The following is a 21,136-nucleotide window of genomic DNA, read 5'->3' on the forward strand; positions in this document are numbered from 1 at the left end:
AAATCTCAAGCTAGCTTAACTCTGTTAATAGTCCATTATAAAGCTCCAGATGCGCTTGCACCACTTTGTCCAGGGAAAATTCCTCTTCGGCCTTGCGACGCGAGGCCTCTCCCATGCGCCGCCGAAGCACCGGATCCCTCACCAGACGCCCTATCGCCTCCGCCAGGGCCCGTCCGTCCCTCGGGGGAACGAGAAATCCGTTCACCCCCGGCTCCACCGTCTCCCGACATCCCGCAACATCCGTGGTCACCACCGGAAGCCCGCAGGCCATGGCCTCGAGTACGCTAACCGGAAGCCCTTCCCGATAAGACGGAAGCACATAAATATCCGCCGCGGCCAGCCACGGACGCACATCCTCCTGAAAACCGCAAAGCACCACGCCCTGCTCTCTGAGAAAGGAAAGCTCCTTCTCCGTGAGAGCAGAGGGGTTCCCGGGGTCCGGATCACCCACCAGGACGAACACCGTTTTGCTTTTCCTAAGCCTTCCCGCCGCTTCCGCAAACTCAAACACCCCCTTGGCCCTAATAACCCGGGCCACCATCAGCACCACCACCGCATCCTCCGGCAACCCTTCCTTCTCCCTGAACCGCCTGATCTCTTCGCTTGAAAACATGCCGGGACAAAACTTTCGGACATCCACCCCCGAGCCCCTGATGAGCACGGACTTTTTCCCGGAAAGCATCCCTCCTTTCACAAAATACTCCAGATCGTCTCTGTTCTGAAAAATTACCTTCTGCGCCCTTGCGAAGGCTCTCCTGAGAAAAAACTCCGCGCCCCTTCTCGCCAGGCGCCACTTTATCCCATCTTCCAGATAGAGATTGCCCAGGCCGGTTATGCTGGCCACGAAACGCACCTTCGTGCCGTAAAGGGCAAGCCCCGCGTAGAGGGCCGGCCGCAGGGTGAAAGCGTGCACCACATCCGGAGAAACCTCCTCACAAATCCTCCTCAACTCCCTTATGGCCGAAAAACCGGAAAAGGGATTAAGAGTCCGCCGGTTGATTCTCCAGGACTTGAAGTGTATTCCGTGTTTCGCAAAACGCCGGCTGAACTCTCCGGCCGGGGCCACCGCCCAGACCTCGGCCCCCTTTGACACCAGAGCCTTCATAAGAGGCAGGCGAAAGTTGTAAAGATTGAAGTCTGTATTGGCAAGAAAGAGAAACCTTGCCTTTCTTAAAACATCGGTCTCCACCTTCGCCTCCACACCTCAAAGACGAAAACATTCCATAGCTCCCAGAACCGATCCCTTCGGCGGCTGAGATGTTCCCCCCACAGTTTCCGCACCCCCTCCGGTTTCCACACGGATTCGCTAAGCCCCGAAGATGAAAAATACTCCTCGAAAACCTCCCGAAGCTCCCCGCGCATCCACTCCCCGAGGGGGATACCGAAACCTCCCTTGGGTCTTTCAAGAATCTCCTCAGGGAGGTATTTATCCGCCACCTTCCGGAGGATCCACTTCCGGGTCAATCCCCGGAGCTTCCACTTACCGGGAAGGGAAAAAGCCATCCGCGCCACCCTTACATCCACCAGCGGCACCCGCACCTCAAGGCTGTATTGCATACTGGCCGTGTCAACCTTATGCAACATATCGTAGGGAAGTACCCAGTGGGCGTCCGCCCGAAGCCAGGTGTTTATCCTGTCTTCCGGATACCGCTCCTCGGACTCCTTCCACACCCGATAAAGGGCCTTTGAGCAAACCGATAATGGCCCTGAAAAGTCATCCCTGAGCAAACCGTCCACCGTCTCCGGCTCGGTGGCCATGGTAGCCCGGAGGTAGCGCTCGAAAGCCTCCGGACGAAGCAGTCTCAAAAGCTTTCGAACCTGGCGAAGCCTCTCCCCCACACGACTTCCCCGTCTTTCCGGAAAAGGCAGCCATTTAAGGGGCATGAAAAGACCACGCCAGGGATAGAGCCTCTCCACCAGGGCCAGCCCCTGATACTTGTTGTATCCGGCAAAAAACTCGTCTCCCCCGTCCCCAGAAAGGACCACTTTGACTCGCCTTCCCGCCATCTTGCTGATAAGGCCCACATTAACCAGGGAGGAATCCGCAAAGGGCTCGTCCAGGTGCTCCAACACCTCCCACATAATCTCCCGGGCCTCACGGGCGGTCACCGGGATTTCTTCGTGCTGTGTACCAAGGTATTCGGCCACTTTCCTGGCATAGCGAGCCTCATCGTAAGTGGGCCACTCGGGAAAAGCAATGGTAAAGGTCCGGAGGGGCCCGGAAAGCTCTCTCTGGGCCAGCGCACAGACGAGGGAGGAATCAAGCCCACCGGAAAGAAAAGCTCCCACCGGCACATCGGAAATAAGATGCCCTCGCACGGAATCCTTCAAAGTCTCCTCCAATCTTTCCACGGCCTCTTCTATCGAAGAGGGGGCGGGTTCCCGAGGCCACTCCACATAGGATCTAAGCTCAACAACCTTCCCCTTCCTCACCCGCATGAGATACCCCGGCGGAAGTCTGCGGGCCGCCTTCCAGACGGTCCACGGGGCGGGGATGTAATTGAAAGCAGCGTAAAAAGCCACGGCCTCGCCATCCACCTCGCGGGGGAAGAAGGGCAGGGAAAGGAGGGCTTTGAGCTCCGAGGCAAAAAAGAAGCCTTCTGGTAGTTCAGCATAAACTAAAGGTTTAATACCGAAAGAATCCCGGGCCAGAAGAAGCTCCTGTTTGCGTTGATCATAAAGGGCGAAGGCGAACATCCCCCGTAGGCGTTTCACAAAATCCGGCCCCTCCTCCTCGTAAAGGTGCACCAGGACCTCAGTATCCGTGCGGGTGGCGAAGCGATGGCCCTTCGCTTCCAGTTCAGTCCGTAGTTGGGGGTAGTTGTAGATCTCGCCGTTATAGACGACCACCACCGAGCTATCCTCGTTGAACACGGGCTGCCGCCCGCCCTCGAGATCGAGTATGCTCAGACGGCGATTGGCCAGGCCCACAGGCCCTTCGGTAAAGAAGCCGTCCTCGTCAGGGCCGCGGTGGGTAAGGGACGCGTTCATTTGTGCAAGCCGCCCTCGCTCATCACCTTTCCCAGCATACTTAATCCAAAAACCGGTAATGCCACACATATTAAACGCGCCCTCCAGAGAACCATGTTCGTCTTAGAAGCACATTTAACGCTACCACTAAGGCCAGCGCCACCCACAGGTGGCGGGCCCGAAGCATATGATGCTGAGTGGCGTACAGCAACTCGGCCAATAATCCAATCCACAGCCCCAAGGCCACATCGGGCCATTGACCCGTTTTTTTAGCCCAACGAGTATTTTGCCAAGCGAGAAAGAGCGTGAAAGTCAGGAGCCCAATAAAAGGCAGGAGCCCTAAAAAACCGGTCTCTGCCGCCACAGCGAGGTAGGTGTTGTGGATTTCGTACCCGTAGTCTAGGGCTATGTTGGCCACACCGTAGCCTGTGAGCGGATATCGGTAGAAGATCTGTAAAGCCATACGCCAGTTTTCCTGACGAAATGGGTCGGTGATTTCTCCATGTGCGACAACCTGAAAGCCACCAAAAGCACGATGAATCACCCAAATAGAAGGCTGTAAATAAGCGATTGCTGCTCCAAAGCCAGCAGCGATTATTCCTATCAAGACCACTCGACGCAACGAAAACCTAAAAACGACATATGCTGAGCCCAACCCCAACCCGAAGAGCGCAGCGACCATGCCCGCTCTCGATCCGCTCGCTGCAATTTCCACAAGCGTCAGCAAAGACAATGCTCCATAGAACACGCGCGTTTTTAAGCGAGTAGCATAGAGAAAACGCTCCCAAATCAAGGGTAAGAATAGTACAAAAAACCCTGCAAGCTGGTTGGGGTGCTTGAATGTTGCTATAAGTTTATTCGCATTGTTGTAGAAGAAGACCGTGAACTTCCCTAATAGTATAGCATCTAAGATGCCAACAAGCCCAAAGGATAAGGTCACAGTTATCCCTAAAATAATGGCATTAATAGTTGTTTTAAAGATTAAAGATGAAGTGGAAAGAACATAGGCAAGCAGCCAGCTTAACCCAGCTAAGTAAATGAGTCCGACGATTTCGAAAGTATACGCCCCTAGATGGGGGACATTCATTCCAGAAGTAAGCAGGGTTATTGTCCACAGGATTAGAAAAAACCCGTAAACCCTTAGCGGCCACGAAGGCAGCCATAACGGACATTGATGAGAAGTCCATTGTATGTAAAGTGTCAGGCCCCAAAGCAGAAATACCGCATCGGCCCAAGTGATTCGAGGAAACAACTCGAGCTTAACCCAAGGAAGCAGAACAAGCGCCAAAACCAAAACTTTCGAGGAGATTCCTCGCAAAAGGACAGATGATAAAAATTCTATTCTTTTCAAAGAAACACTTTTCATAATTTTATCACAAAATCGAGAGTTTTTGACAAATCTTGCGTTTGCTCCCGACGAGTATACCTCAGGATAACTTCTTCATCCCCTTGATAAGCAGGGGCACCGTACACCTTCTTCTCCTGCAACCACCGCTCCAGCCACGACGCAATACTTTCTACAGATTTTAGATGAACACCTGCTTTCGTTTCATTAAGAAGCTCTTCAATAACATCTCCCTCTGGCCCTATGCTTAGAATAGGCCGTTTCGCTCCCAGGTACTCAAAAACTTTTCCCGTGTAAATCCCCCGGGCTTGAGGATCCGTCCACCCCAAAAGTAAAAGCACATCCGCAGCCCGCTGAGCTTTCATAGCCTCCTCGTGGCTTACTTCTCCTCTAAGCTGCACCATGTCCTTCACCTCTGGATAGCGTTCAAGCAGATCCAATACAACATCCAGCTTGCGACCATAAAAATCCACCCGCACATCCCCGGAGCTAATCTTTCCACGCCGCAACAAAACACTTAGTGCTGCAAATAAGGGACTCGGATCTCGCTTCCCGGGATAGATCATGCCGGTATACACAATAAGGAGCGGTCCATCAGGGTTGGACGAAATAGATTCTTCCGGAAAATCGTCCGGATCGAAACCGTTGGGTATGACGAAAACGGGTTTACGATGAAGACTTTCCAGTTGGTCCTTCAGCGGTTCTGAGACTGTAATCAGTGCAGCTGCGTGAGCAATGGTGCGCTTCTCTAACCATACTTCAAGTAAACGCAGTGGAAAAATTCTGCGAAACGCATGATTTTGCGTCCAGAGATCCCGAAAGTCCGCCACCCATGGAAGTCTCAAACGCCGACTTAGGCGAGAAGCAATAATATGACAAGTGTTGGGCAGAGAGGAACTAAGCACAACATCAGGGCGTTCCTTCTGAGTAATGCGTTCAATTTTGGGGTATTCGAGCAGCCAGGGGACGGCTTCATCAGGAAAACAGATCAGCTGCTTGTAAAGGCGGTAGGCAAAGGATCCAATCCTTAGTCCAAATCGGTGGAGCGTGGAGGGACTTTTATACCCTCCACCGTCGGAAACGCCTTTTTGCGTACGAAAACGGCTCGCCCAGGAGTAAAGAAATTCATTCAGGGAGAGGTCACGAGTCCGATATACTTTTCCCCGACGCAGCTCATCTGGAAGCGCACCATGACGCGTGTACATATCCGTGCGAGGCTCCACCGTGACTACGATCGGCTCCCAGCCAAACTCTGGCAGATACTTGGCCCATTTTTCCACACGCAGAGAGCCGATAGCCTGCTTTGGAGGATACCAATAGGTAACAATCAAAACCTTCCGCATCTGTCTTCCTTATTATCTCTACGATTCTCTCCGCAGCCCTTCCGCCGCCATATAAGTCTTTTAAAGTCCGTGCCTCATCATTCTTCAACGAAAGCGCAGTTTGGGCCTTCTGTAGAATATGCTCTGGATCCGTACCAACCAGCCGATTCCAGCCTCCCTCAAGGGTTTCCACCCATTCCGTCTCTTCCCGCAGGGTAAGGCAGGGTACCCGAAAGAAAAAGGCCTCCTTTTGCACACCGCCCGAGTCGGTAAGGATGAGACGGGCATTTTTTTCCAGTATGAGCAACAAACAGGTGGCATGAGCATTTCTCTCTAAAGGCTTTGAGCACCGGAGCCAGCTTGATAAACTGTGGACGCGCGCCCGCCACATGCACAACTTTACTCATACTCCACCTCGAACCGCTCCGTCCAGCGGATGAGATTCACCCAGCGCCAGAAACGGCTGTCATAACGCCGCTTTTCCTCAAGCATGGCCTTCCACTCCTTTCGGGCCGCCTCCAGACAGAGAACCGGTATCGCCCGGGTTGCCTCGCTTCGAAGTAAGTCTTCCACCCAGGGGCGAAGAGCAGTCAGCCAGCGCGCCTCCGGCGTCCGAAAGCCAATTTTATCACGCCGGTTGAGAATGGAGTCGGGGACGAGCCCTTTTATTGCCTCGCGAAACACAGCCTTGGTCACGCCCTGAAGGGAAAGAATGTACCCCTCAGGCAAAGAAAAGACAAACTGCACGACTTGAGGAGTGAGAAAGGGAACCCGGCTTTCAATGGAATGCCACATGGAATTTCGGTCCTCGTAGCGCAGCAGGGATGGCAGATTGATTTGGGCAAAGGTGAGGAGCAACTGTTCTTTCAGGGCCTCCCGGCTACGGCTTTTCCAGAGGGGACGAGGACGCACCCCGCGCTCGGCAAACCACTCGCCGTTCATCCAGGCGGGGAGCACTTCCTCCCCGGCCATTCGCCGAAGAGGGCTTTGCAACGAATCCGGCAACAAATGTGCTACGGTCCGCTTGAGAATGGCCCAAATCCCTTGAGAAGCCGGATGCTTCGAGGCGTGCCTCAGGAAATATAACGCCGCTCCCCACTTTCCCTGCCGAAGAAGGGAAAGAAAGCGCGCCGCATAGTAGGTGGGATACCCCGCCAATAGCTCGTCTGCGCCCTGTCCGTCAAGCATCACCTTAATGCCGTGCTCCCGGGCCAGACGGAACACCCGGTACTGGGCATAAATGCTGGTGCTGCCGAAAGGTTCGTCCTGGGCATATATCAGGTCGTCCAGATCCTCCACGATCTCCTCCGGCCGGGGACGCACCTTGTGCACCCGGGCCCGCACATGCCTTCCCACCAGGTCCACCCAGCGCTCCTCATTGATCTCCGGCGCATCCTCGGCAATGAAACTGAAGGTGTGAATCTCAGCCCCGGGGTCCAGATGGCGTATGGCGCACACAATGGCCGAGGAATCAATCCCTCCGGAAAGGGCGCTTCCCAGCGACACATCGCTTCTAAGATGCAAGCGCACGCTTTCAAGAAACATCTCCCTCAGGCGAGAGGTAGCTTCCTCAAAGGAAATGTCCAGGGTTTCCGTGGGCGTGGGGTCCCAGTATCGAACGGGTTCGGCCCTTCGTGGCTCATCCACCGGCACCACCATGTAGTGGGCCGGAGGCAGGTGGTAAATGCCCTGAAAGAGGGTCTCCGGGGCGTGGTCGGTAAGACCGTAGCGGAGATAGTCGTAAAGACGCTGGGGATGGGCCCGGGCTTTCACTCCGGGCAGAGCCAAGAGAGCCTTGATCTCCGAGGCGAAAGCCAGCCCCCCGTCGGGAAGATGGGTGTAATAAAGGGGCTTGATGCCGAAAAAGTCGCGGGCCAGAAAGACCGCCCGCCTTTTCGTGTCGAGTATGGCCAGGGCGAACATCCCGACGAACCGGTTCAGCGCCTCCGGTCCCCACAGGGCGTAAGCCCGGAGCACCACCTCGGTATCCGTATGGGAACGGAACCGAACGCCCGCCTTCTCCAGCTCCGCACGCAACTCCCGGTAGTTGTAAACCTCGCCGTTGTACACGATGTAGTACCGCCCGTCCGGCGTCCCCATGGGCTGCCATCCGGCCTTAGAGAGGTCCAGAATGGAAAGACGGGTGTGAGCCAGATATACCAGAGAGGCGGCACAGCTCACACGCTTTCCCCGGGTGGGGGGTTTTTCTCCATCCCAGCACAAAAGGCCATAATCGTCAGGCCCTCTGTGACGAAGGAGGCGGAAAACATCTCCGGATACAGAAGAGCTATTCTTCCCGATCAGTCCGAAAACGCCACACATTCCACTGCTCCAGGGGTAAATTTTGAAAAACCTGCCCCAAAGCTTCCTCCCACAAGGATTCGTAGTGCTCCTGCCAGAAACGCCCCACTTCGCCAATGGTCATAAAGACAGCTCCCAGATGGATGGCTTCGCTCAACAGGGCTTCAAGCCACCTCAGACGCTCCTCACTCTCCGGAGATCCCCGAATGGAAGGATGCACCAGAATCACCGCCACGCCGCCCACCCTGGCTATCCGTTCAAGTATCGTTTTCCCTAGCTCCACGGCCCGTTTCAGCGAAAGTCCCAGAGCCCCCGCGCTAAGCCCTTTCAAAAGAGTCCCTTCCTGCAGGATAAGAGGCAACTCAAGAACCGAGTCTTTATAAAAGCGAAAAGGATAAGAGGTACCGGCGCGAAAACCCGGAAGCCGATTAAAGCCAAAAGTGGAATCGTAGAGAAAGCCCGCTTCGGTTTGGAGGCGGGGAGTCTCTTGAGGGTGCCACATCAGCCAGTGCTGGCGCAGGCTGACAATCTCCATGTCCAGCATCCGCTCAAGCCCCAGCTTTTCGCTTTTGAGGCGTTCCCCATCAAAAGCCGCGGGAATAGAGGGGTGCAATCCGATTTCATGGCCCTCTTCTGCTATTCGAAGCAAAACCTCCCGAAGCACATATTTCCGTCCGTCAAAGGCAATCTTTTGGGTCAACGAATAAAGAGGATCCCGGGGATCCTGGCTGTATCCCAAGTAAAAAGGCACAAAGAAAGTGGCCCGCACCTTATGTTTTCGGTAAACTTCCAAGTAATCTTCAAGATCCGTATCACCATTTCTCCTCATCAGGCCATACACGGAGGCCAAAATCATCTTGGGTTCGTGCTTCCGCAAAGCCCACACCAGCTTTCGCAGATATTCCTTCCTGGTGAAAAAGGAATCCAGGTCCATGGTGATACAAACCGCAAACCGTTTTCCATAGTAAGAAGGCGGCTCCCACAATCCCCGTGAGATGATAAACTCATCAAGATAGGGACGAAAAATGGGCAGATCGTAAAAGGGCCTTTGGGAGGGAAAATCCAGTGGCAACCCTTCTTTAGTCCACTCTTCTCGTTCGAGCCATTTGAGCCAGTGGTGCATCATATTCGCTTCATCATCCGATAAAGAGCGTGAAAAATCTGAAAACGAGGTGACATGTAACGCACGGCATAATACGGAGTCAGTACTCCACCAAACTTTCTAAAGTAACGCTCAATGGAAGGAATTTCAGATCCCTCAAAATCAAACCGTTTAAGTCCTATGCTTTTCGCAAAACGAATGGCTTCCCACATGCCTAAAGGTCCGGCACCATGATGACGCTTTTCCTGATCATAACCTCCGAGAAGGTAGTAAGCGGTCGTCTCATCCCACACGATGAAGGTAAAACTGATTGGTGTATCTCCCTGCTTCACCAGCCAACCCCGTCCCCAGCCTTCACCAAGAGACTTCTCCATTATCCTTCTGGCCAGGCCAAGCCACGGCACAGATCGACCCTGACGGGCAAAGGTTTTTCGTATAAGACCTGCGGCTATTGATACAGATTGAATGTCTAACGAGACGACCTGAAGTCTATCGTTGTAGGCTTTTCTAATGTCATTTCTACGAGTTTTATCCATATTTCTCCACAACTTTTCCTCATCAAATTCTAAATCAAGAATATAAGTATATCGCACTTCGACTGTAAACCCTGCAAACTTAAAGGGCAGTAAATCATGTACTCCAGGAGGGAAAGCAATATAAACATAATCTGGGCGTTTGTCCTTAATAGATTTTGCATAGAAATCCAAAGCTTCCCGTGTAGCGCATTCTTTAGGAAGCCCCAAGTAAGGCGTTAGTGGAGGATGAGTAATAACACGCAGGCCGAAACGATTTTTAAAAACCAAAGGCAAAACCATCTCATCTTTTACCAGATAACTAAAAAAATAAGCCTCTTTATACAAATCCAACCATTTAGGCTGAACAAAAAGATGAGGTGATATCATTATATCCCCAGAATCATTTTCATTTACTATGGATAACTATCTAAATTACCAAATCTATCAATCACCAAAGCTTTCAATTTTTCCGTATTAATTTCTGGTACAGACAAATCTTTATTTACTTCAGAAGAATTTAGTATACCTTCAAAGCGAGGATAATTACGAGAAGTCCTAACCCATGGATAAAAAGATGATATCCTTATTAATTCCTCTTGCGGATTATCAACTAAATCTTCAAGCTTAATAACCAAAAATTTGTCCGGATAGACATTAATAAAATGCTCGATATATTTATATATAGCAGCAATTTGATCTAACACTTCTTCATATGGGCTATTGGCTTTAATGTCTGGCGGTTTCACAGAAAACCAGTTACTCAAAGATCCGCTAATTCTAACTCTTGCAATTAAGATAGATAAAGCATTATAATAAATTTTCCTTTTAACTACAATAAATTTAGATTCTGGCATAACGGAAAGAAAATGCTGGAGCCGTAAAGAATTATAGACATTTTTAAACAATAAAGGTCGATCAAATAATCTTTCTAAAAAAATTAGAACTTTGCGCATTTTACGAAGACTTCCCGCAGGTACATATTCGACAAAATCCGGAGACTTCGGAAACCATCTGTACCAAAAAGAGCCACACTCACTTGGTGATAGAAAACCGGACACATAACCGTAATGAGAATGATAAGGAATACAAGATACACTAATATTTAAAATCCTTAAAAAAAATTGTACTAACGAGGGAAATCCGTAAAAAAAACAATGCAAATTCGAGAGGAATCCATACTCGAAATTATTAATTAGAATTTGATATAAAATAGTAGTACCACTTCTTGGCGCACCTATTATAAACAATGGAGGATTTTTAAAGTTATTAGAAGAAACATTACAAGCCAAAAAATTTTCTATATGGCTTAACATTATGTTTGAGGTTTTATAAACTAAACCAGCAATATATTTAAAATTTTTCATGACATAGACCTCCTCTCTAAAATCCGAAAATCTCTCAAAAACTTGAGTTATAACTTGTGCACCGATGGTCTCTCCTATCCAGAAAACATAAGCAAAAACACCGTGACCTCATCACAGCCTGTTTCGTTCACAGGAAAATCACCCAAGCGATAGCCGAGACGCCGCAGAGCAGGCTGCAGATGCACGGAGAGAGGATAATAAACCGCTGTATCTATCCCCTCCTTTCGTAAAAAATCCTGCAAAGCGTTCCGGCGACCGCCCAATACCCGTACCACCACCCGTAAGCCGTAGCGAAAGGCGATATCCATATAGCGTAAGGTCTTACTCGCATTCCAAAAAAGCACTTACCACTTTTTCCAGAATATCCTTACGCTCAAAATACAAAGGTTCTATGGGTAAACTCAAAACACTTTTGGAAACTGTCTCGGCATTCTTCAGACTTCCGAATATCTCCATTCGGGTCCGACGGAAAACCTCCATTCGATGAAGCGGAACCGGATAATACACCATGGTGTGGACCCCCTTCTCCCTCAATCCTTCCCGCACATCATCTCTGTTCCTTCCCCGCACCCTTACCGTATATTGATGATATACATGAAAAGCTTTTTCGTGCTCCACCGGAAGAACTAGCCAGTCTATTCCTTTTAATTTCTTATGATAAAATTCGGCTATTTTCCTGCGTTTTTCCGTAAATTCATTTAGATATTTTAGTCTGGTAAGTAATATGGCTGCCTGAAGGGTGTCGAGTCTGGCATTGTAACCTATGTGCTCGGGACGATTTTTGTCTCTTCCACCATGCGTGCGAAGCATTTTGATGATATCCGCAAGCTCATCATCATCCGTCACTATCATGCCTCCGTCTCCAAAGCCTCCGAGAGGTTTAGTGGGAAAAAAGCTAAAACAACCGGCATCGCCGAAACTCCCGGTTTGTTTACCGTTCCACCGAGCCCCTAAACTTTGCGCACAATCCTCCACCACAAAAATTCCCGCTCCTCGAGCAAGCCTCATTATCCGGTCCATGTCACAGGGGTGTCCGTAGAGATGGACCGGTAAAATTCCCACCACTCTGTTTTCATATTTCTCAAGAGTTTTTTCGACTTCCTCAGGGTCAAGGTTAAAGGTATCAAGAGTTATGTCTACAAAAAGAGGGGTTGCCCCGGCCCTTAAAATGGCCTCTCCGGTGGCGGTAAAAGTGAGGGGGGTAGTAATCACCAAATCCTCTTTATCCCAATACTCCTTTCCCTTAAGTTTGATTGCCAGGGCCCTTAAGGATAGCACCAAAGCATCCGTGCCGGAAGATACCCCTATGGCATGTTTGACACCGATGTAATTAGCTAATTTCTGTTCGAACTCCGAAACTTCCGACCCGAGTATGTATTTGCCACCTGATGCACACTTTAATATGACATCATCAATTTCCTCCATCAGATGTCTGTATTCTTTCTGCAAATCCAACAGGGATATCGTTTTATTCTCCTCTTGACCAAAAAGTTCTTGGTTATATAACGCCTCCTCGGGTGTTAAAACCGATAAACCATTTGAGGGGAATTTCCTGTCTTTTGTAATTATCAAACCATCTTTAGCCACTCTTTTAAAAGATAAAGATATCAAAGCATCTTCACCGTCTTCAAAAGATAAGGCATTCAATGCATCCATACCAGTAGTAGTAATTACCTTAAATCTGCTAAAGAACTTCTTCTTGAATTCCTTTTTGTTTGCGTTATATTTATTGAGAAAATAATCAAGAACAGCTACCATAGAAGCCGTTACAAACAATTCATGATAAGAATCGGCCAATTTATCTAAGAGTGCACTACTAATCTCATCTCTATTTAAAACTGCATCCAAAATCACATTGATATCAACGAGTATTTTAGCCACAATATTTCTCCTCTAAATATTTATGCCATTCTTCTTTAAAATCTATCTTTCTGTTTGGATTTTTTTTTAGGGTTTTTCTTAATTCTTCGGTGAAAGATCTTTTTATCAATAAAACATACAATTCCACTTCATCTGCCTGAATATTTTTAAGATTTCCGCAAAAAGGAATCAAGAAACCCTCTTCCGTTCTCCTGGCAATAACCCTCATATCTTTTCCTCCAATACTATAAATTTTTCTCCGTCAAGTATGTATTTACTTCCACAATTTGCACAAACTAATTCCTCTCTTTTCTCACTCTTTGTCTTTCGTGTAAGCACCACACCGCACTTACAGACCCATCCGGAATGCCTGGCCGGAACCCCCAGAAAAAGAGCATAATCGGGAACATCAGAGGTCACCACCGCCCCGGCTCCAATAAACGAATATCTGCCGATTGTTACTCCACACATGATGGTTGCATTAGCTCCTATAGTAGCCCCCTGTTTTACCCGTGTTGGCTTAAATTCGTGCTTTCTTTCAATAAAGGCTCGTGGAGTTATAACATTGGTAAAAACGCAAGACGGACCACAAAATACTCCATCCTCCAGAGTTACTCCTTTATAAACAGAAACATTGTTTTGAATTTTACAGCCATCTCCTATCACTACATCCGGCCCAATCATTACATTTTGCCCGATTATACAATTTCTACCTATTATTGTATTTTGAAGAATATGAGAAAAATACCAAATTTTAGTACCTTCACCAATTTTCACATTTTCGTCTATGTAACTTGAGGGGTGGACAAAAAACGACCCACTCTCAAAAATTTGACCTTTTATTTCAATAACTTTGCCCTCTCGAAGAGCATCTTCACAAGATTTTAATATCTTTAGAACCCTCAATCCTTCCTCACCGTCCGTTCGCGGACGCTTCCTCTCAAGTACACATTCAATAAAGTGTTTCATCTCTTCTTTTAGTGGCTCAAGTGGTTCTACCTCCACGGTGTAACATTCCGCCTTATGAGCTACTGGAATCTTTCCATTCTTCCATTCAATTCGATGGGGATAAATAACAAGTTTTTCATCACTGACATCATTAAACACAGCCATAGCTTTTGAGCCCACTACCACCAATTTTCGCTCTTTAAAGGGATGTAACCAGCTTACAAATATATGAGCTTTTATACCACTTTTAAACTCGAGAGTAGTAATAGTTACATCAAATATATCTTTATTTAGTGCTGCCAATCCAAAAGCACCTACTCTAAAGGGTTCCTCTTCTAATAACATCAAAATAATCGAAATATCATGAGGAGCAAAGCTCCAAAGCACATTTTCTTCGGTCCTAAATTTACCTATGTTTAATTGATTAGAGTAAATATATTGAATTTTTCCCAAACCACCATCTTTTATGATTTGTTTCAACTTTATAATCGCTGGATGATAATGAAAAATATGGCCAACCATTAAAATTAGATCTTTATATTTCGAAATCTCGATCAACTCTTTTCCTTCTTCCAAATTTAATACCAATGGCTTTTCCACAAAAACATCTTTATTAGCTAAAAGCGCCTGCTTTGCCTTTTCATAATGAGTAGCTGCAGGAGTAGCAATAACTACTGCCTTAATTTCTCTATTATTTAAGACTTCTTCATAAGAAGAAGTATAATATACATCCGGAAATTTTCTCATTCTTTCAGCGACAATTCTTTCATCAATTTCACACACTGTATGCAAAACTTTCAATTCATATAGAACTCTCAATAAATTTTTACCCCAATATCCAGCTCCAACCAATGCTACGAATCTGTTATTCTCCATAATCACTTCCCCCATATCTAACGATATATTAGCGCACCCTTAATAACACCATCGACCGGAAACCATTCGAATATATCCTGGTCAAACTCCACCCTTCCTCCGGAGGAAAGTCTCAACCTACAATCCCATCCTCATACTCAAAATTCCAAAACTAACAGTATAAAATCCATACAAAGACTTAATATAAAACAACATAACTATATTCCAGAAGCAAACACTAAAAAAGCTGGAAATAGCAGCTCCATACAAACCAAACATGGGAATCAACAAGAAATTTAAGCCTATATTAATTAAACACGCCAAAAAAATAACAGCGTAAACGATTTTTTCTTTACCGGTCATTTGAAGAATATATCCCACACTACCACATAGAGCGTTCACGCACTGCCCCAGAGCAAGAAACACCAGAGCCAAGGCCCCCATTCTAAACTCCTCTCCAAACAAGCCCATGAACCATCCGGGAAAAATTAAATACAAAACAAGAACCGGAGCCGAAGTCCAAAAGATTAACTTCGTAGATTGCTGAGCCACTCTTTTTAAACTCTCCAAATCTCCCTTTCCCCAAAACTCGGCAAACTTCGGGGCCGCAATGGAATTTATGGCCGCAAGAGTAAAGCTCGTGATCATGGATAGCCTTACCGCCACATTATATATACCAACCTCTTCCGGCGTGCGCCACATCCCCAGCATTATCGTGTCCGTCCAGGACATTACCATAAAAAGCGAGCTTGACATGAGCATGGGAAAAGAAACCGAAAGTATGTGTTTGAGGGGAACATTTTCTTTGGTTCCGTTTGCTTTAACGAATTCCTCTCGAAGAGAGGCGGCACTCAACAGAAACGCTGCCCCTATTCCGATAACATAAGCATAAATAACCGCTTCCGTACTTTTGATATGTAAATAGGCAAAGAAAATTCCAAGAGAAAATAAGGCGATTAAAAACGGCAGTAAATTTTGAAATATCGTGTATTCTTTTATCTTTTTAAAGGCCCGGAGGCTTTCCGAATTTATATAAAGCAAAACAAAAGGAAGAACGGCAAAAGCCATAAGCCTCATGTAAGGGGTTAAATATTCTTTCCCGAAAACCTTTGCGGAAAGCACGGGCGCCAGGAAATATAGAGCAACGGAAAGGAATAGCGAAAAAGGAATTACCAGACTTACCGATTTAATATATATGCTTCTCGCGGTGGCTCCCTTACCCTGGGCGTTGTATTGGGCTATAAACCTTAAAAGTGCCGTATCCAGCCCGAGTCTTCCAATTACCGAGGTTATCTGGAGCACGGTCAGGCACAGCGCAAAGATTCCCCAGGCGGAAGCCCCAAGGGTGCGGGTGACCGTAAGCGTAAAGGCGTAGGCCACGGCCATGCCGAGGATTCTGAGGACGAAAAAGGTGGCGCCGCCCTTAACCAGCTCCCTGAAATGCGCATCCGCCTCAAGCTTCGCCCGGAGTCTGCTTAGCGCCGCCGCAACCGAGAGACTATTCATAAAGGCCTAATCCACCCCCACTTATCCAGAAACAAAGCTATCTGTAACATAGTGATATATATCACAAAGATTCAACAGACAGAAGTCCCGAGAGTGCAGATAACCGCATACGTAAAGGCATAAGCCGCCCTTGCCCCTTACCAGCTCGGCGAAGTAAGGGAATCTATCCAAAGTCCCTATTTTCAATAAGAAGATCAGATCTCTCTGAAAAATATCTAATAGGCAATATATCTTTCAAATTCACCTTCTCAGATGCATTTAAAATTTCTATTCCCACTATCTTGTCGTCTTTTCCAATATCTAAAATAATATCCTCCATAACTTCCACATTCTTAACATTTTCTTTTTCTATTTCTGAAAAACGTATATATAAAAGATCATATTTATCATCGTAATAAATCTTCATTTCTTAACCTCCATCTTCCATTCTCCATAGAAAACATAAACAGTTATTACCACTATATTATCTTCCTCTTCAGTATAAATAACTCTTATTTTCTTTTCCTCATAAATCTTCCCCATCCATTCCTTCCCAAATTTAAAAATCTTTTCTTTTTGATATTTTCCTTTTTTAGCAAGAGAACTTTCAGCTGTATTCAAAACCTCCCAAATTTCCTCTATTGTAGCACCTCTTTCTTCAGCTCTCTCAAGTGCATGGTTTGTAAAAATTATCTTTTTAGAAAAATTGTTAACCAGCTTTATTTTCATCTTTTATACAAAAAGAGCCCCAAGGATACAAGTAACCGTATCCGCCTCAAGCTTCGCCCGAACTCTACTCAGCGCCACCGCAATTACCATTAAGATATCCCGACAAAAGGATTTACTATTTTTAATCTCCCCTCAATTATCTGACCATGCTGCATGTCCTCTGTATATAAAACTGAACAATCATTCTCTAATGCTGAGGCTATTATTAAACTATCCCAATAATTATATTTATACTTTTCTTTAACGAACATTGCTTTTTTAATATCTCTCTTCGTTATAATTGCAAAATCAAAAATTTCCATAAAAGCATTAGCATAAATATTTTCCATAATTAAGATATTTTTCTTTAGAGATACGGCAATAAACCCATTATATTACTTGAGAACTGACAACTACTTGATTAGCTTTATCTATCAATAATTGCCTGACAATATCACATTTTGGCGAGTTTTCACATATCGCATAAATCAAAATATTTGAATCCACAAAAAATCTATCTAGCATGTACTTCTTCTCTATCAAACCTATAATCTTGAGGCAATTTTCCTTTAGGCTTCGTAAATAGTTTTTTCAATTCTTCGACTTTGTTTACTCTTTTTCCATATTTAAAAATCAAAAACTGATAAAAATCTATTAATTCTTTTTTTGCTTCTTCAGGCAATATTCCAAGATCGAAATCTTTTTCACTAAACTTTTCCATCTTAAACCTCCGGTAAAAATTTACCATTAGCTATCAAGCAGTACACAAAATAGTAAACGCAACCACCTTCCTCCTCCCCACTGCATCACTCTTCACGTCATGGTTCAAATATTCGTCCGCATCCAACCCCGGACTGTATCTCGGCAAATAAACTTTCCAATATTTCTAGAGCTTCGGCAGCATCTATCTTTATATCTTTATCTTTACTTCTTGTCAGAACAACTAGAAATTCAGAAACATTTTTAGAGGTAGTATACAATATATAATCTGATCCCAAAATAACATCAATAGCTTTACCATGAAATTTAGAATCAGCGTCAATCGCATATATTAATATTATTAGTATCAACAAGCAGTGGATTCATAAGCTATTTTTCTAACATTTAAATTATCGTATTGTCCCTTTAAATGAATCGTTTTTCTTTGTTTTTTTCTTTGTTTATCTTCCTTGACAATATCCTCAAGATATTTTTGTAAACAATGAAGCAATTCTTCCGGCATATTATCTATTTCCTTTTTTATTTTCTCTCTAAGCTCCATATTATCCCTCCTGCGATATTCAAAATAACGCAAAAATTCCCCAGGCGGAAGCTCCGAGCGTGTACCTCTAGCTTCGCCTACGAGCTCCTCACCCCCGCGATTGGCATCAAAATTTCTACCATCAACGCCTTTCAAAAAAGCGCCTCTACCCCGAAAGTTCAGGACAAGGCTCAAAAATTCCTAGGTGGAAACCCCAAGAGTGCGGGTAACCAATCCGTTTCAACCTCCGCCCGGAATCTCCTTAGAAGCACCGCAATTAGGATCAAGATGTTCCAACAGAAAGGTTCACTATTTGTGATTCCATTAATATTTTTGGCTTTACCTGTTCGCTTCTTAGCGAATAACTCGAACCTCAATGTCCAGTCGAAGATTCTTCCAAGAGCGATCAGCCGTAATCACCGGAAGCCCAAGCCTCAGGCCGAGGGCGAGGCAGGCCCTATCCCCAAGGGACAGGCCCAGAGAACGGGTCTGAGGCCACAATCCGGCAGCAAGCTCAGCATCTTGCAGCGTAAAGGGTTCGATGGAAAGGCCCAAAGCTTCTAAGTCCTCACGCAACCCCTGAATGTCTACTCCCCAACTCAGGCACTTATAAAGCACCTCCGACCAGTTGACGGCGGAGATTACCGAACGCTCCAGCTCTACAAATTCTGCTCCGGGCTCTTTGTGTAGGAAGGCTAAAAGTGCCGAAGCATCCAAAACGCGATTCATATCTATGTGTTTACCCCTCCTGCCGGACCTCTGCATTGCGCTCGGCGATTAGCTCTTCGGCCAGATCGACCTCCGGGGGTACCGCCGCAAATCTCTGTTTAACCCGCTCGAGTATGGCCTCTTTTCTTTCAAGAATGATCCGTCCACCCTCCACACGGACAATCAGTGGGTCCCCGGGGCGTAGCTCTACTGTTTGCCGTAATTTGGCAGGAATAACTATCCTTCCTTGCTTATCCAAGCGTACTTCCATACTTCCTTCCATAGCAATCCATATTTACCAGATTGAAGTTATTTTTACCATAATCAAAAAAATTTTCCAAGTATTCCTGCTGTCACCATTCCCGTCGCAAGGCCCGCTTGGCCTCAAAGACCGTGCCCTCACCACCGACTTAAACCTTCAGTTATTAAGCGCATAAGTAAGAACACAACCAATATGAGTAGAAAAGCAGCCTATGTCGTTCCCCAACCTTCCAGGTTGAAACCTTTATAAGGAAGGTTTTAGACTTTTTAAAAATTTATCGCTTCATGAACCACTGCTGAATTGAAGGTATTTTAGAGAAATGCTTAACTAAAGCGGAAGTGTCAAAGAAATAATTCATAACCTATCTCGTCTTTCTGAAGTAATCATCTTACTTCTTTTACCATGGACTTTATGTGTTCGATTAGAAATTCCCTAATTTCCATGTCAACTACCTCTCAAATATCTTTTCAAAGCATAACGCAAGAATTGTCCGAATAGAAGCTCCAATAGCACGAATGACCGCATCCGCCTCAAGCTTCGCCCGGAGTCTCCCCAGCGCCACCGCAACCGAGAGATTATTCATAAAAGACTAAGCCACCCCCACTTATCCAGCAACAAAGCTATTTGTAACATAGTGATATATATCACAAAGATTCACCAGACAGAAGTCCCGAGAGTGCAGATAACCGCATACGCCTTAATCTTAGCTAGAATCTCCTCAGTACCACCGCAATTGAGATCAAGATACCCCAATAAACAAATCTCTAACTTTCACCTGCCACTCTTAGTATTTCTTTTATAAGATCCTTTCTTATCCAGAATCCACTACTTTGTAAATTCTCAATTTCTTTTTTTAAACTTTTTATCAGTCCTTTCTTCTTCGCTTTAAGCAAGACACCTATTGTTTCTGTCACTTTAAATCCGAACAATCTTGCTTTTTCTCTCACTTCATAGTCATCTAACAACACTAAATCCGCACCTATCTCTAAAGCTAAAACAATTACCTCTGATTCTCCTTCGTCAATTTGTGTTTTTAAAAGCTTAATTAAATTTGTATCGTCAACTTCAAGTACTTTAATCCATCTTGCATTTTTAATAACCTTAACTTCCGGCCTACTACCTCCTTCTATTACACACTCCTGATAGACAGCTTTTGGAATTTTTATTGTCTCGAATAAAAGATTCAATAAATCAAGCTTTCCAATCTTGGCAAGATGTATTATAGGAGAAGAATTACTAACTACTTCCATACTCTATATCTTCCATTAGCTCTCTCTCCATAATGCCTTTTCACCTTTCTCTCTGCTAATGCTTCTATAAATTTCCACTTACTAAGTCCGGATAATTTTCTTGCTAATCCCATAGAGATTATCCCTCTTTCATAAAGTGAAAAAGCTAATTCTTCTTTTATTTTTGCTGCTGCAATATCTTTAGGCAACTTCATACCTTCTAAAATTTCATCAGGAATACTTACTACAATAGGCATTTTTATCCTCCACTATTATAGCTAAATTTGTGTCAAAGATTTCCTAATATATAGTCAAAAATAAAAAATTCCCCACGCGAAAGCCCCAAGAGTGCGGGTAACCGCAGGCGTAAAGGCGTAGGCCACGGCCATGCCGAGAATCCTAAGGACGAAAAAAGTGGCCCCGCCCTTCACCAGCTCCCTGAAATGCGCATCCGCCTCAAGCTTCTCCCGAACTCTGCTTAGCGCCACCGCAACCGGCATGTTGTTTTTACCCAATCAGACTCATCAGTACTAAGGAAAGCACCTATAAATTTCCTTCCTATGCAAAAATCTAACAAAAATAATCTTATTTTCTTTAATCTGAAGACCAATCCTATAGTCGCCTATTCTTATTCTATAGAAATCTTTATAACCTTTAAGTTTTTTCAAATCTTTAAATTTACCTCCTGCGATATTCAAAATAACGCAAAAATTCCCCAGGCGGAAGCTCTGAGCGTGTACCTCTAGCTTCGCCTACGAGCTCCTCACCCCCGCGATTGGCATCAAAATTTCTACCATCAACGCCTTTCAAAAAAGCGCCTCTACCCCGAAAGTTCAGGACAAGGCTCAAAAATTCCTAGGTGGAAACCCCAAGAGTGCGGGTAACCAATCCGTTTCAACCTCCGCCCGGAATCTCCTTAGAA

25 protein-coding genes and 1 pseudogene are annotated in these 21,136 nt (G+C 45.8%); all 26 read right to left on the minus strand.

All coding sequences use genetic code 11. The features are described from left to right. Positions 1-10: 10 nt before the first annotated feature. The 26 genes and pseudogenes from K3767_RS07640 to K3767_RS12295 all read right to left on the minus strand — a co-directional run bounded on the left by K3767_RS07640 (position 11) and on the right by K3767_RS12295 (position 20,912). Positions 11-1,189 carry a glycosyltransferase family 4 protein gene (locus tag K3767_RS07640; RefSeq protein ID WP_221172975.1) on the minus strand — a complete coding sequence of 393 codons (1,179 nt, stop codon included), beginning with the start codon at positions 1,187-1,189 and terminating at the stop codon, positions 11-13. Continuing rightward, positions 1,171-3,060 carry an asparagine synthase (glutamine-hydrolyzing) gene (asnB, locus tag K3767_RS07645; RefSeq protein WP_221172976.1) on the minus strand — a complete coding sequence of 630 codons (1,890 nt, stop codon included), beginning with the start codon at positions 3,058-3,060 and terminating at the stop codon, positions 1,171-1,173. Before asnB (K3767_RS07645) ends, K3767_RS07640 begins: the two co-directional genes overlap by 19 nt. 1 nt (position 3,061) lies before the next feature. After that, positions 3,062-4,321 (minus strand): O-antigen ligase, encoded by a 1,260-nt coding sequence (locus K3767_RS07650; protein WP_221172977.1) that lies wholly within the window; start codon positions 4,319-4,321, stop codon positions 3,062-3,064. Between the two features lie 11 nt (positions 4,322-4,332). Further along, positions 4,333-5,658 carry a glycosyltransferase family 4 protein gene (locus K3767_RS07655; RefSeq protein ID WP_255592342.1) on the minus strand — a complete coding sequence of 442 codons (1,326 nt, stop codon included), beginning with the start codon at positions 5,656-5,658 and terminating at the stop codon, positions 4,333-4,335. A gap of 67 nt (positions 5,659-5,725) precedes the next feature. Beyond that, positions 5,726-5,944, minus strand: a pseudogene (locus tag K3767_RS12290) (UDP-N-acetylglucosamine 2-epimerase); the annotation flags it as partial. 92 nt (positions 5,945-6,036) lie between these two features. Beyond that, positions 6,037-7,959, minus strand: a complete 1,923-nt coding sequence (asnB, locus tag K3767_RS07665; RefSeq protein WP_221172980.1) for an asparagine synthase (glutamine-hydrolyzing) — start codon at positions 7,957-7,959, stop codon at positions 6,037-6,039. Beyond that, positions 7,925-9,064, minus strand: a complete 1,140-nt coding sequence (locus K3767_RS07670; protein ID WP_221172981.1) for a hypothetical protein — start codon at positions 9,062-9,064, stop codon at positions 7,925-7,927. Before K3767_RS07670 ends, asnB (K3767_RS07665) begins: the two co-directional genes overlap by 35 nt. Further along, on the minus strand, positions 9,061-9,942 hold the full coding sequence (locus K3767_RS07675) for a GNAT family N-acetyltransferase (RefSeq protein ID WP_221172982.1): 882 nt from the start codon (positions 9,940-9,942) through the stop codon (positions 9,061-9,063). Before K3767_RS07675 ends, K3767_RS07670 begins: the two co-directional genes overlap by 4 nt. 26 nt (positions 9,943-9,968) lie before the next feature. Continuing rightward, complete coding sequence (locus tag K3767_RS07680) at positions 9,969-10,919, minus strand: sulfotransferase (RefSeq protein WP_221172983.1); 951 nt, start codon at positions 10,917-10,919, stop codon at positions 9,969-9,971. Positions 10,920-10,993: 74 nt separating this feature from the next. Then, complete coding sequence (locus tag K3767_RS07685; RefSeq protein ID WP_221172984.1) at positions 10,994-11,227, minus strand: DegT/DnrJ/EryC1/StrS family aminotransferase; 234 nt, start codon at positions 11,225-11,227, stop codon at positions 10,994-10,996. A 13-nt stretch (positions 11,228-11,240) separates the two neighbouring features. Further along, on the minus strand, positions 11,241-12,800 hold the full coding sequence (locus tag K3767_RS07690) for a DegT/DnrJ/EryC1/StrS aminotransferase family protein (RefSeq protein ID WP_221172985.1): 1,560 nt from the start codon (positions 12,798-12,800) through the stop codon (positions 11,241-11,243). Then, on the minus strand, positions 12,793-13,008 hold the full coding sequence (locus tag K3767_RS07695) for a hypothetical protein (protein WP_221172986.1): 216 nt from the start codon (positions 13,006-13,008) through the stop codon (positions 12,793-12,795). Before K3767_RS07695 ends, K3767_RS07690 begins: the two co-directional genes overlap by 8 nt. Continuing rightward, complete coding sequence (locus tag K3767_RS07700) at positions 13,005-14,603, minus strand: Gfo/Idh/MocA family oxidoreductase (protein WP_221172987.1); 1,599 nt, start codon at positions 14,601-14,603, stop codon at positions 13,005-13,007. The genes K3767_RS07695 and K3767_RS07700 overlap by 4 nt, the downstream gene beginning before the upstream one ends. Before the next feature lie 117 nt (positions 14,604-14,720). After that, a complete protein-coding gene (locus K3767_RS07705) occupies positions 14,721-16,088 on the minus strand; it encodes a flippase (RefSeq protein WP_221172988.1) in 1,368 nt (455 codons plus the stop codon). A gap of 163 nt (positions 16,089-16,251) precedes the next feature. Next, complete coding sequence (locus K3767_RS07710) at positions 16,252-16,494, minus strand: DUF2283 domain-containing protein (RefSeq protein WP_221172989.1); 243 nt, start codon at positions 16,492-16,494, stop codon at positions 16,252-16,254. Beyond that, positions 16,491-16,796: a DUF4258 domain-containing protein gene (locus K3767_RS07715; RefSeq protein WP_221172990.1), complete on the minus strand. Its 306-nt coding sequence runs from the start codon at positions 16,794-16,796 to the stop codon at positions 16,491-16,493. The genes K3767_RS07710 and K3767_RS07715 overlap by 4 nt, the downstream gene beginning before the upstream one ends. 89 nt (positions 16,797-16,885) lie before the next feature. Beyond that, positions 16,886-17,125 carry a PIN domain-containing protein gene (locus tag K3767_RS07720; RefSeq protein WP_221172991.1) on the minus strand — a complete coding sequence of 80 codons (240 nt, stop codon included), beginning with the start codon at positions 17,123-17,125 and terminating at the stop codon, positions 16,886-16,888. Between the two features lie 164 nt (positions 17,126-17,289). Beyond that, a complete protein-coding gene (locus K3767_RS07725; protein WP_221172992.1) occupies positions 17,290-17,496 on the minus strand; it encodes a hypothetical protein in 207 nt (68 codons plus the stop codon). Positions 17,497-17,593: 97 nt separating this feature from the next. Further along, positions 17,594-17,848: a hypothetical protein gene (locus K3767_RS07730; protein WP_221172993.1), complete on the minus strand. Its 255-nt coding sequence runs from the start codon at positions 17,846-17,848 to the stop codon at positions 17,594-17,596. Further along, positions 17,842-18,210 (minus strand): hypothetical protein, encoded by a 369-nt coding sequence (locus K3767_RS07735; RefSeq protein ID WP_221172994.1) that lies wholly within the window; start codon positions 18,208-18,210, stop codon positions 17,842-17,844. The genes K3767_RS07730 and K3767_RS07735 overlap by 7 nt, the downstream gene beginning before the upstream one ends. Positions 18,211-18,369: 159 nt before the next feature. After that, positions 18,370-18,744, minus strand: a complete 375-nt coding sequence (locus K3767_RS07740) for a type II toxin-antitoxin system VapC family toxin (RefSeq protein ID WP_221172995.1) — start codon at positions 18,742-18,744, stop codon at positions 18,370-18,372. A 10-nt stretch (positions 18,745-18,754) separates the two neighbouring features. Continuing rightward, entirely contained in the window at positions 18,755-18,994 is a 240-nt protein-coding gene (locus K3767_RS07745; protein WP_221172996.1) for an AbrB/MazE/SpoVT family DNA-binding domain-containing protein, read from the minus strand. A 755-nt stretch (positions 18,995-19,749) separates the two neighbouring features. Further along, the gene (locus K3767_RS07750) at positions 19,750-20,235 is read right to left on the minus strand and encodes a DUF3368 domain-containing protein (protein ID WP_221172997.1); all 486 of its coding nucleotides are present in this window, start codon (positions 20,233-20,235) and stop codon (positions 19,750-19,752) included. Continuing rightward, positions 20,226-20,471 carry a UPF0175 family protein gene (locus tag K3767_RS07755; RefSeq protein ID WP_221172998.1) on the minus strand — a complete coding sequence of 82 codons (246 nt, stop codon included), beginning with the start codon at positions 20,469-20,471 and terminating at the stop codon, positions 20,226-20,228. Before K3767_RS07755 ends, K3767_RS07750 begins: the two co-directional genes overlap by 10 nt. A gap of 54 nt (positions 20,472-20,525) precedes the next feature. After that, positions 20,526-20,714 carry a hypothetical protein gene (locus tag K3767_RS07760; RefSeq protein ID WP_221172999.1) on the minus strand — a complete coding sequence of 63 codons (189 nt, stop codon included), beginning with the start codon at positions 20,712-20,714 and terminating at the stop codon, positions 20,526-20,528. A 30-nt stretch (positions 20,715-20,744) separates the two neighbouring features. Beyond that, the gene (locus K3767_RS12295; RefSeq protein ID WP_370630445.1) at positions 20,745-20,912 is read right to left on the minus strand and encodes a type II toxin-antitoxin system RelE/ParE family toxin; all 168 of its coding nucleotides are present in this window, start codon (positions 20,910-20,912) and stop codon (positions 20,745-20,747) included. Positions 20,913-21,136: the final 224 nt, after the last annotated feature.

It is taken from the genome of Thermosulfurimonas sp. F29, assembly GCF_019688735.1.
Taxonomy (GTDB): domain Bacteria; phylum Desulfobacterota; class Thermodesulfobacteria; order Thermodesulfobacteriales; family Thermodesulfobacteriaceae; genus Thermosulfurimonas_A.

Excerpts from the sequence above, each read along its gene's own strand:
- asnB (WP_221172976.1), bottom strand. The coding sequence starts at position 3,060 with ATGTGTGGCATTACCGGTTTTTGGATTAAGTATGCTGGGAAAGGTGAT.
- K3767_RS07655 (WP_255592342.1), bottom strand. The coding sequence starts at position 5,658 with ATGCGGAAGGTTTTGATTGTTACCTATTGGTATCCTCCAAAGCAGGCT.
- asnB (WP_221172980.1), bottom strand. The coding sequence starts at position 7,959 with ATGTGTGGCGTTTTCGGACTGATCGGGAAGAATAGCTCTTCTGTATCC.
- K3767_RS07670 (WP_221172981.1), bottom strand. The coding sequence starts at position 9,064 with ATGATGCACCACTGGCTCAAATGGCTCGAACGAGAAGAGTGGACTAAA.
- K3767_RS07675 (WP_221172982.1), bottom strand. The coding sequence starts at position 9,942 with ATGATATCACCTCATCTTTTTGTTCAGCCTAAATGGTTGGATTTGTAT.
- K3767_RS07680 (WP_221172983.1), bottom strand. The coding sequence starts at position 10,919 with ATGAAAAATTTTAAATATATTGCTGGTTTAGTTTATAAAACCTCAAAC.
- K3767_RS07685 (WP_221172984.1), bottom strand. The coding sequence starts at position 11,227 with ATGGATATCGCCTTTCGCTACGGCTTACGGGTGGTGGTACGGGTATTG.
- K3767_RS07695 (WP_221172986.1), bottom strand. The coding sequence starts at position 13,008 with ATGAGGGTTATTGCCAGGAGAACGGAAGAGGGTTTCTTGATTCCTTTT.
- K3767_RS07700 (WP_221172987.1), bottom strand. The coding sequence starts at position 14,603 with ATGGAGAATAACAGATTCGTAGCATTGGTTGGAGCTGGATATTGGGGT.
- K3767_RS07705 (WP_221172988.1), bottom strand. The coding sequence starts at position 16,088 with ATGAATAGTCTCTCGGTTGCGGCGGCGCTAAGCAGACTCCGGGCGAAG.
- K3767_RS07710 (WP_221172989.1), bottom strand. The coding sequence starts at position 16,494 with ATGAAGATTTATTACGATGATAAATATGATCTTTTATATATACGTTTT.
- K3767_RS07715 (WP_221172990.1), bottom strand. The coding sequence starts at position 16,796 with ATGAAAATAAAGCTGGTTAACAATTTTTCTAAAAAGATAATTTTTACA.
- K3767_RS07720 (WP_221172991.1), bottom strand. The coding sequence starts at position 17,125 with ATGGAAAATATTTATGCTAATGCTTTTATGGAAATTTTTGATTTTGCA.
- K3767_RS07725 (WP_221172992.1), bottom strand. The coding sequence starts at position 17,496 with ATGGAAAAGTTTAGTGAAAAAGATTTCGATCTTGGAATATTGCCTGAA.
- K3767_RS07740 (WP_221172995.1), bottom strand. The coding sequence starts at position 18,744 with ATGAATCGCGTTTTGGATGCTTCGGCACTTTTAGCCTTCCTACACAAA.
- K3767_RS07745 (WP_221172996.1), bottom strand. The coding sequence starts at position 18,994 with ATGGAAGTACGCTTGGATAAGCAAGGAAGGATAGTTATTCCTGCCAAA.
- K3767_RS07750 (WP_221172997.1), bottom strand. The coding sequence starts at position 20,235 with ATGGAAGTAGTTAGTAATTCTTCTCCTATAATACATCTTGCCAAGATT.
- K3767_RS07755 (WP_221172998.1), bottom strand. The coding sequence starts at position 20,471 with ATGCCTATTGTAGTAAGTATTCCTGATGAAATTTTAGAAGGTATGAAG.
- K3767_RS07760 (WP_221172999.1), bottom strand. The coding sequence starts at position 20,714 with ATGCCGGTTGCGGTGGCGCTAAGCAGAGTTCGGGAGAAGCTTGAGGCG.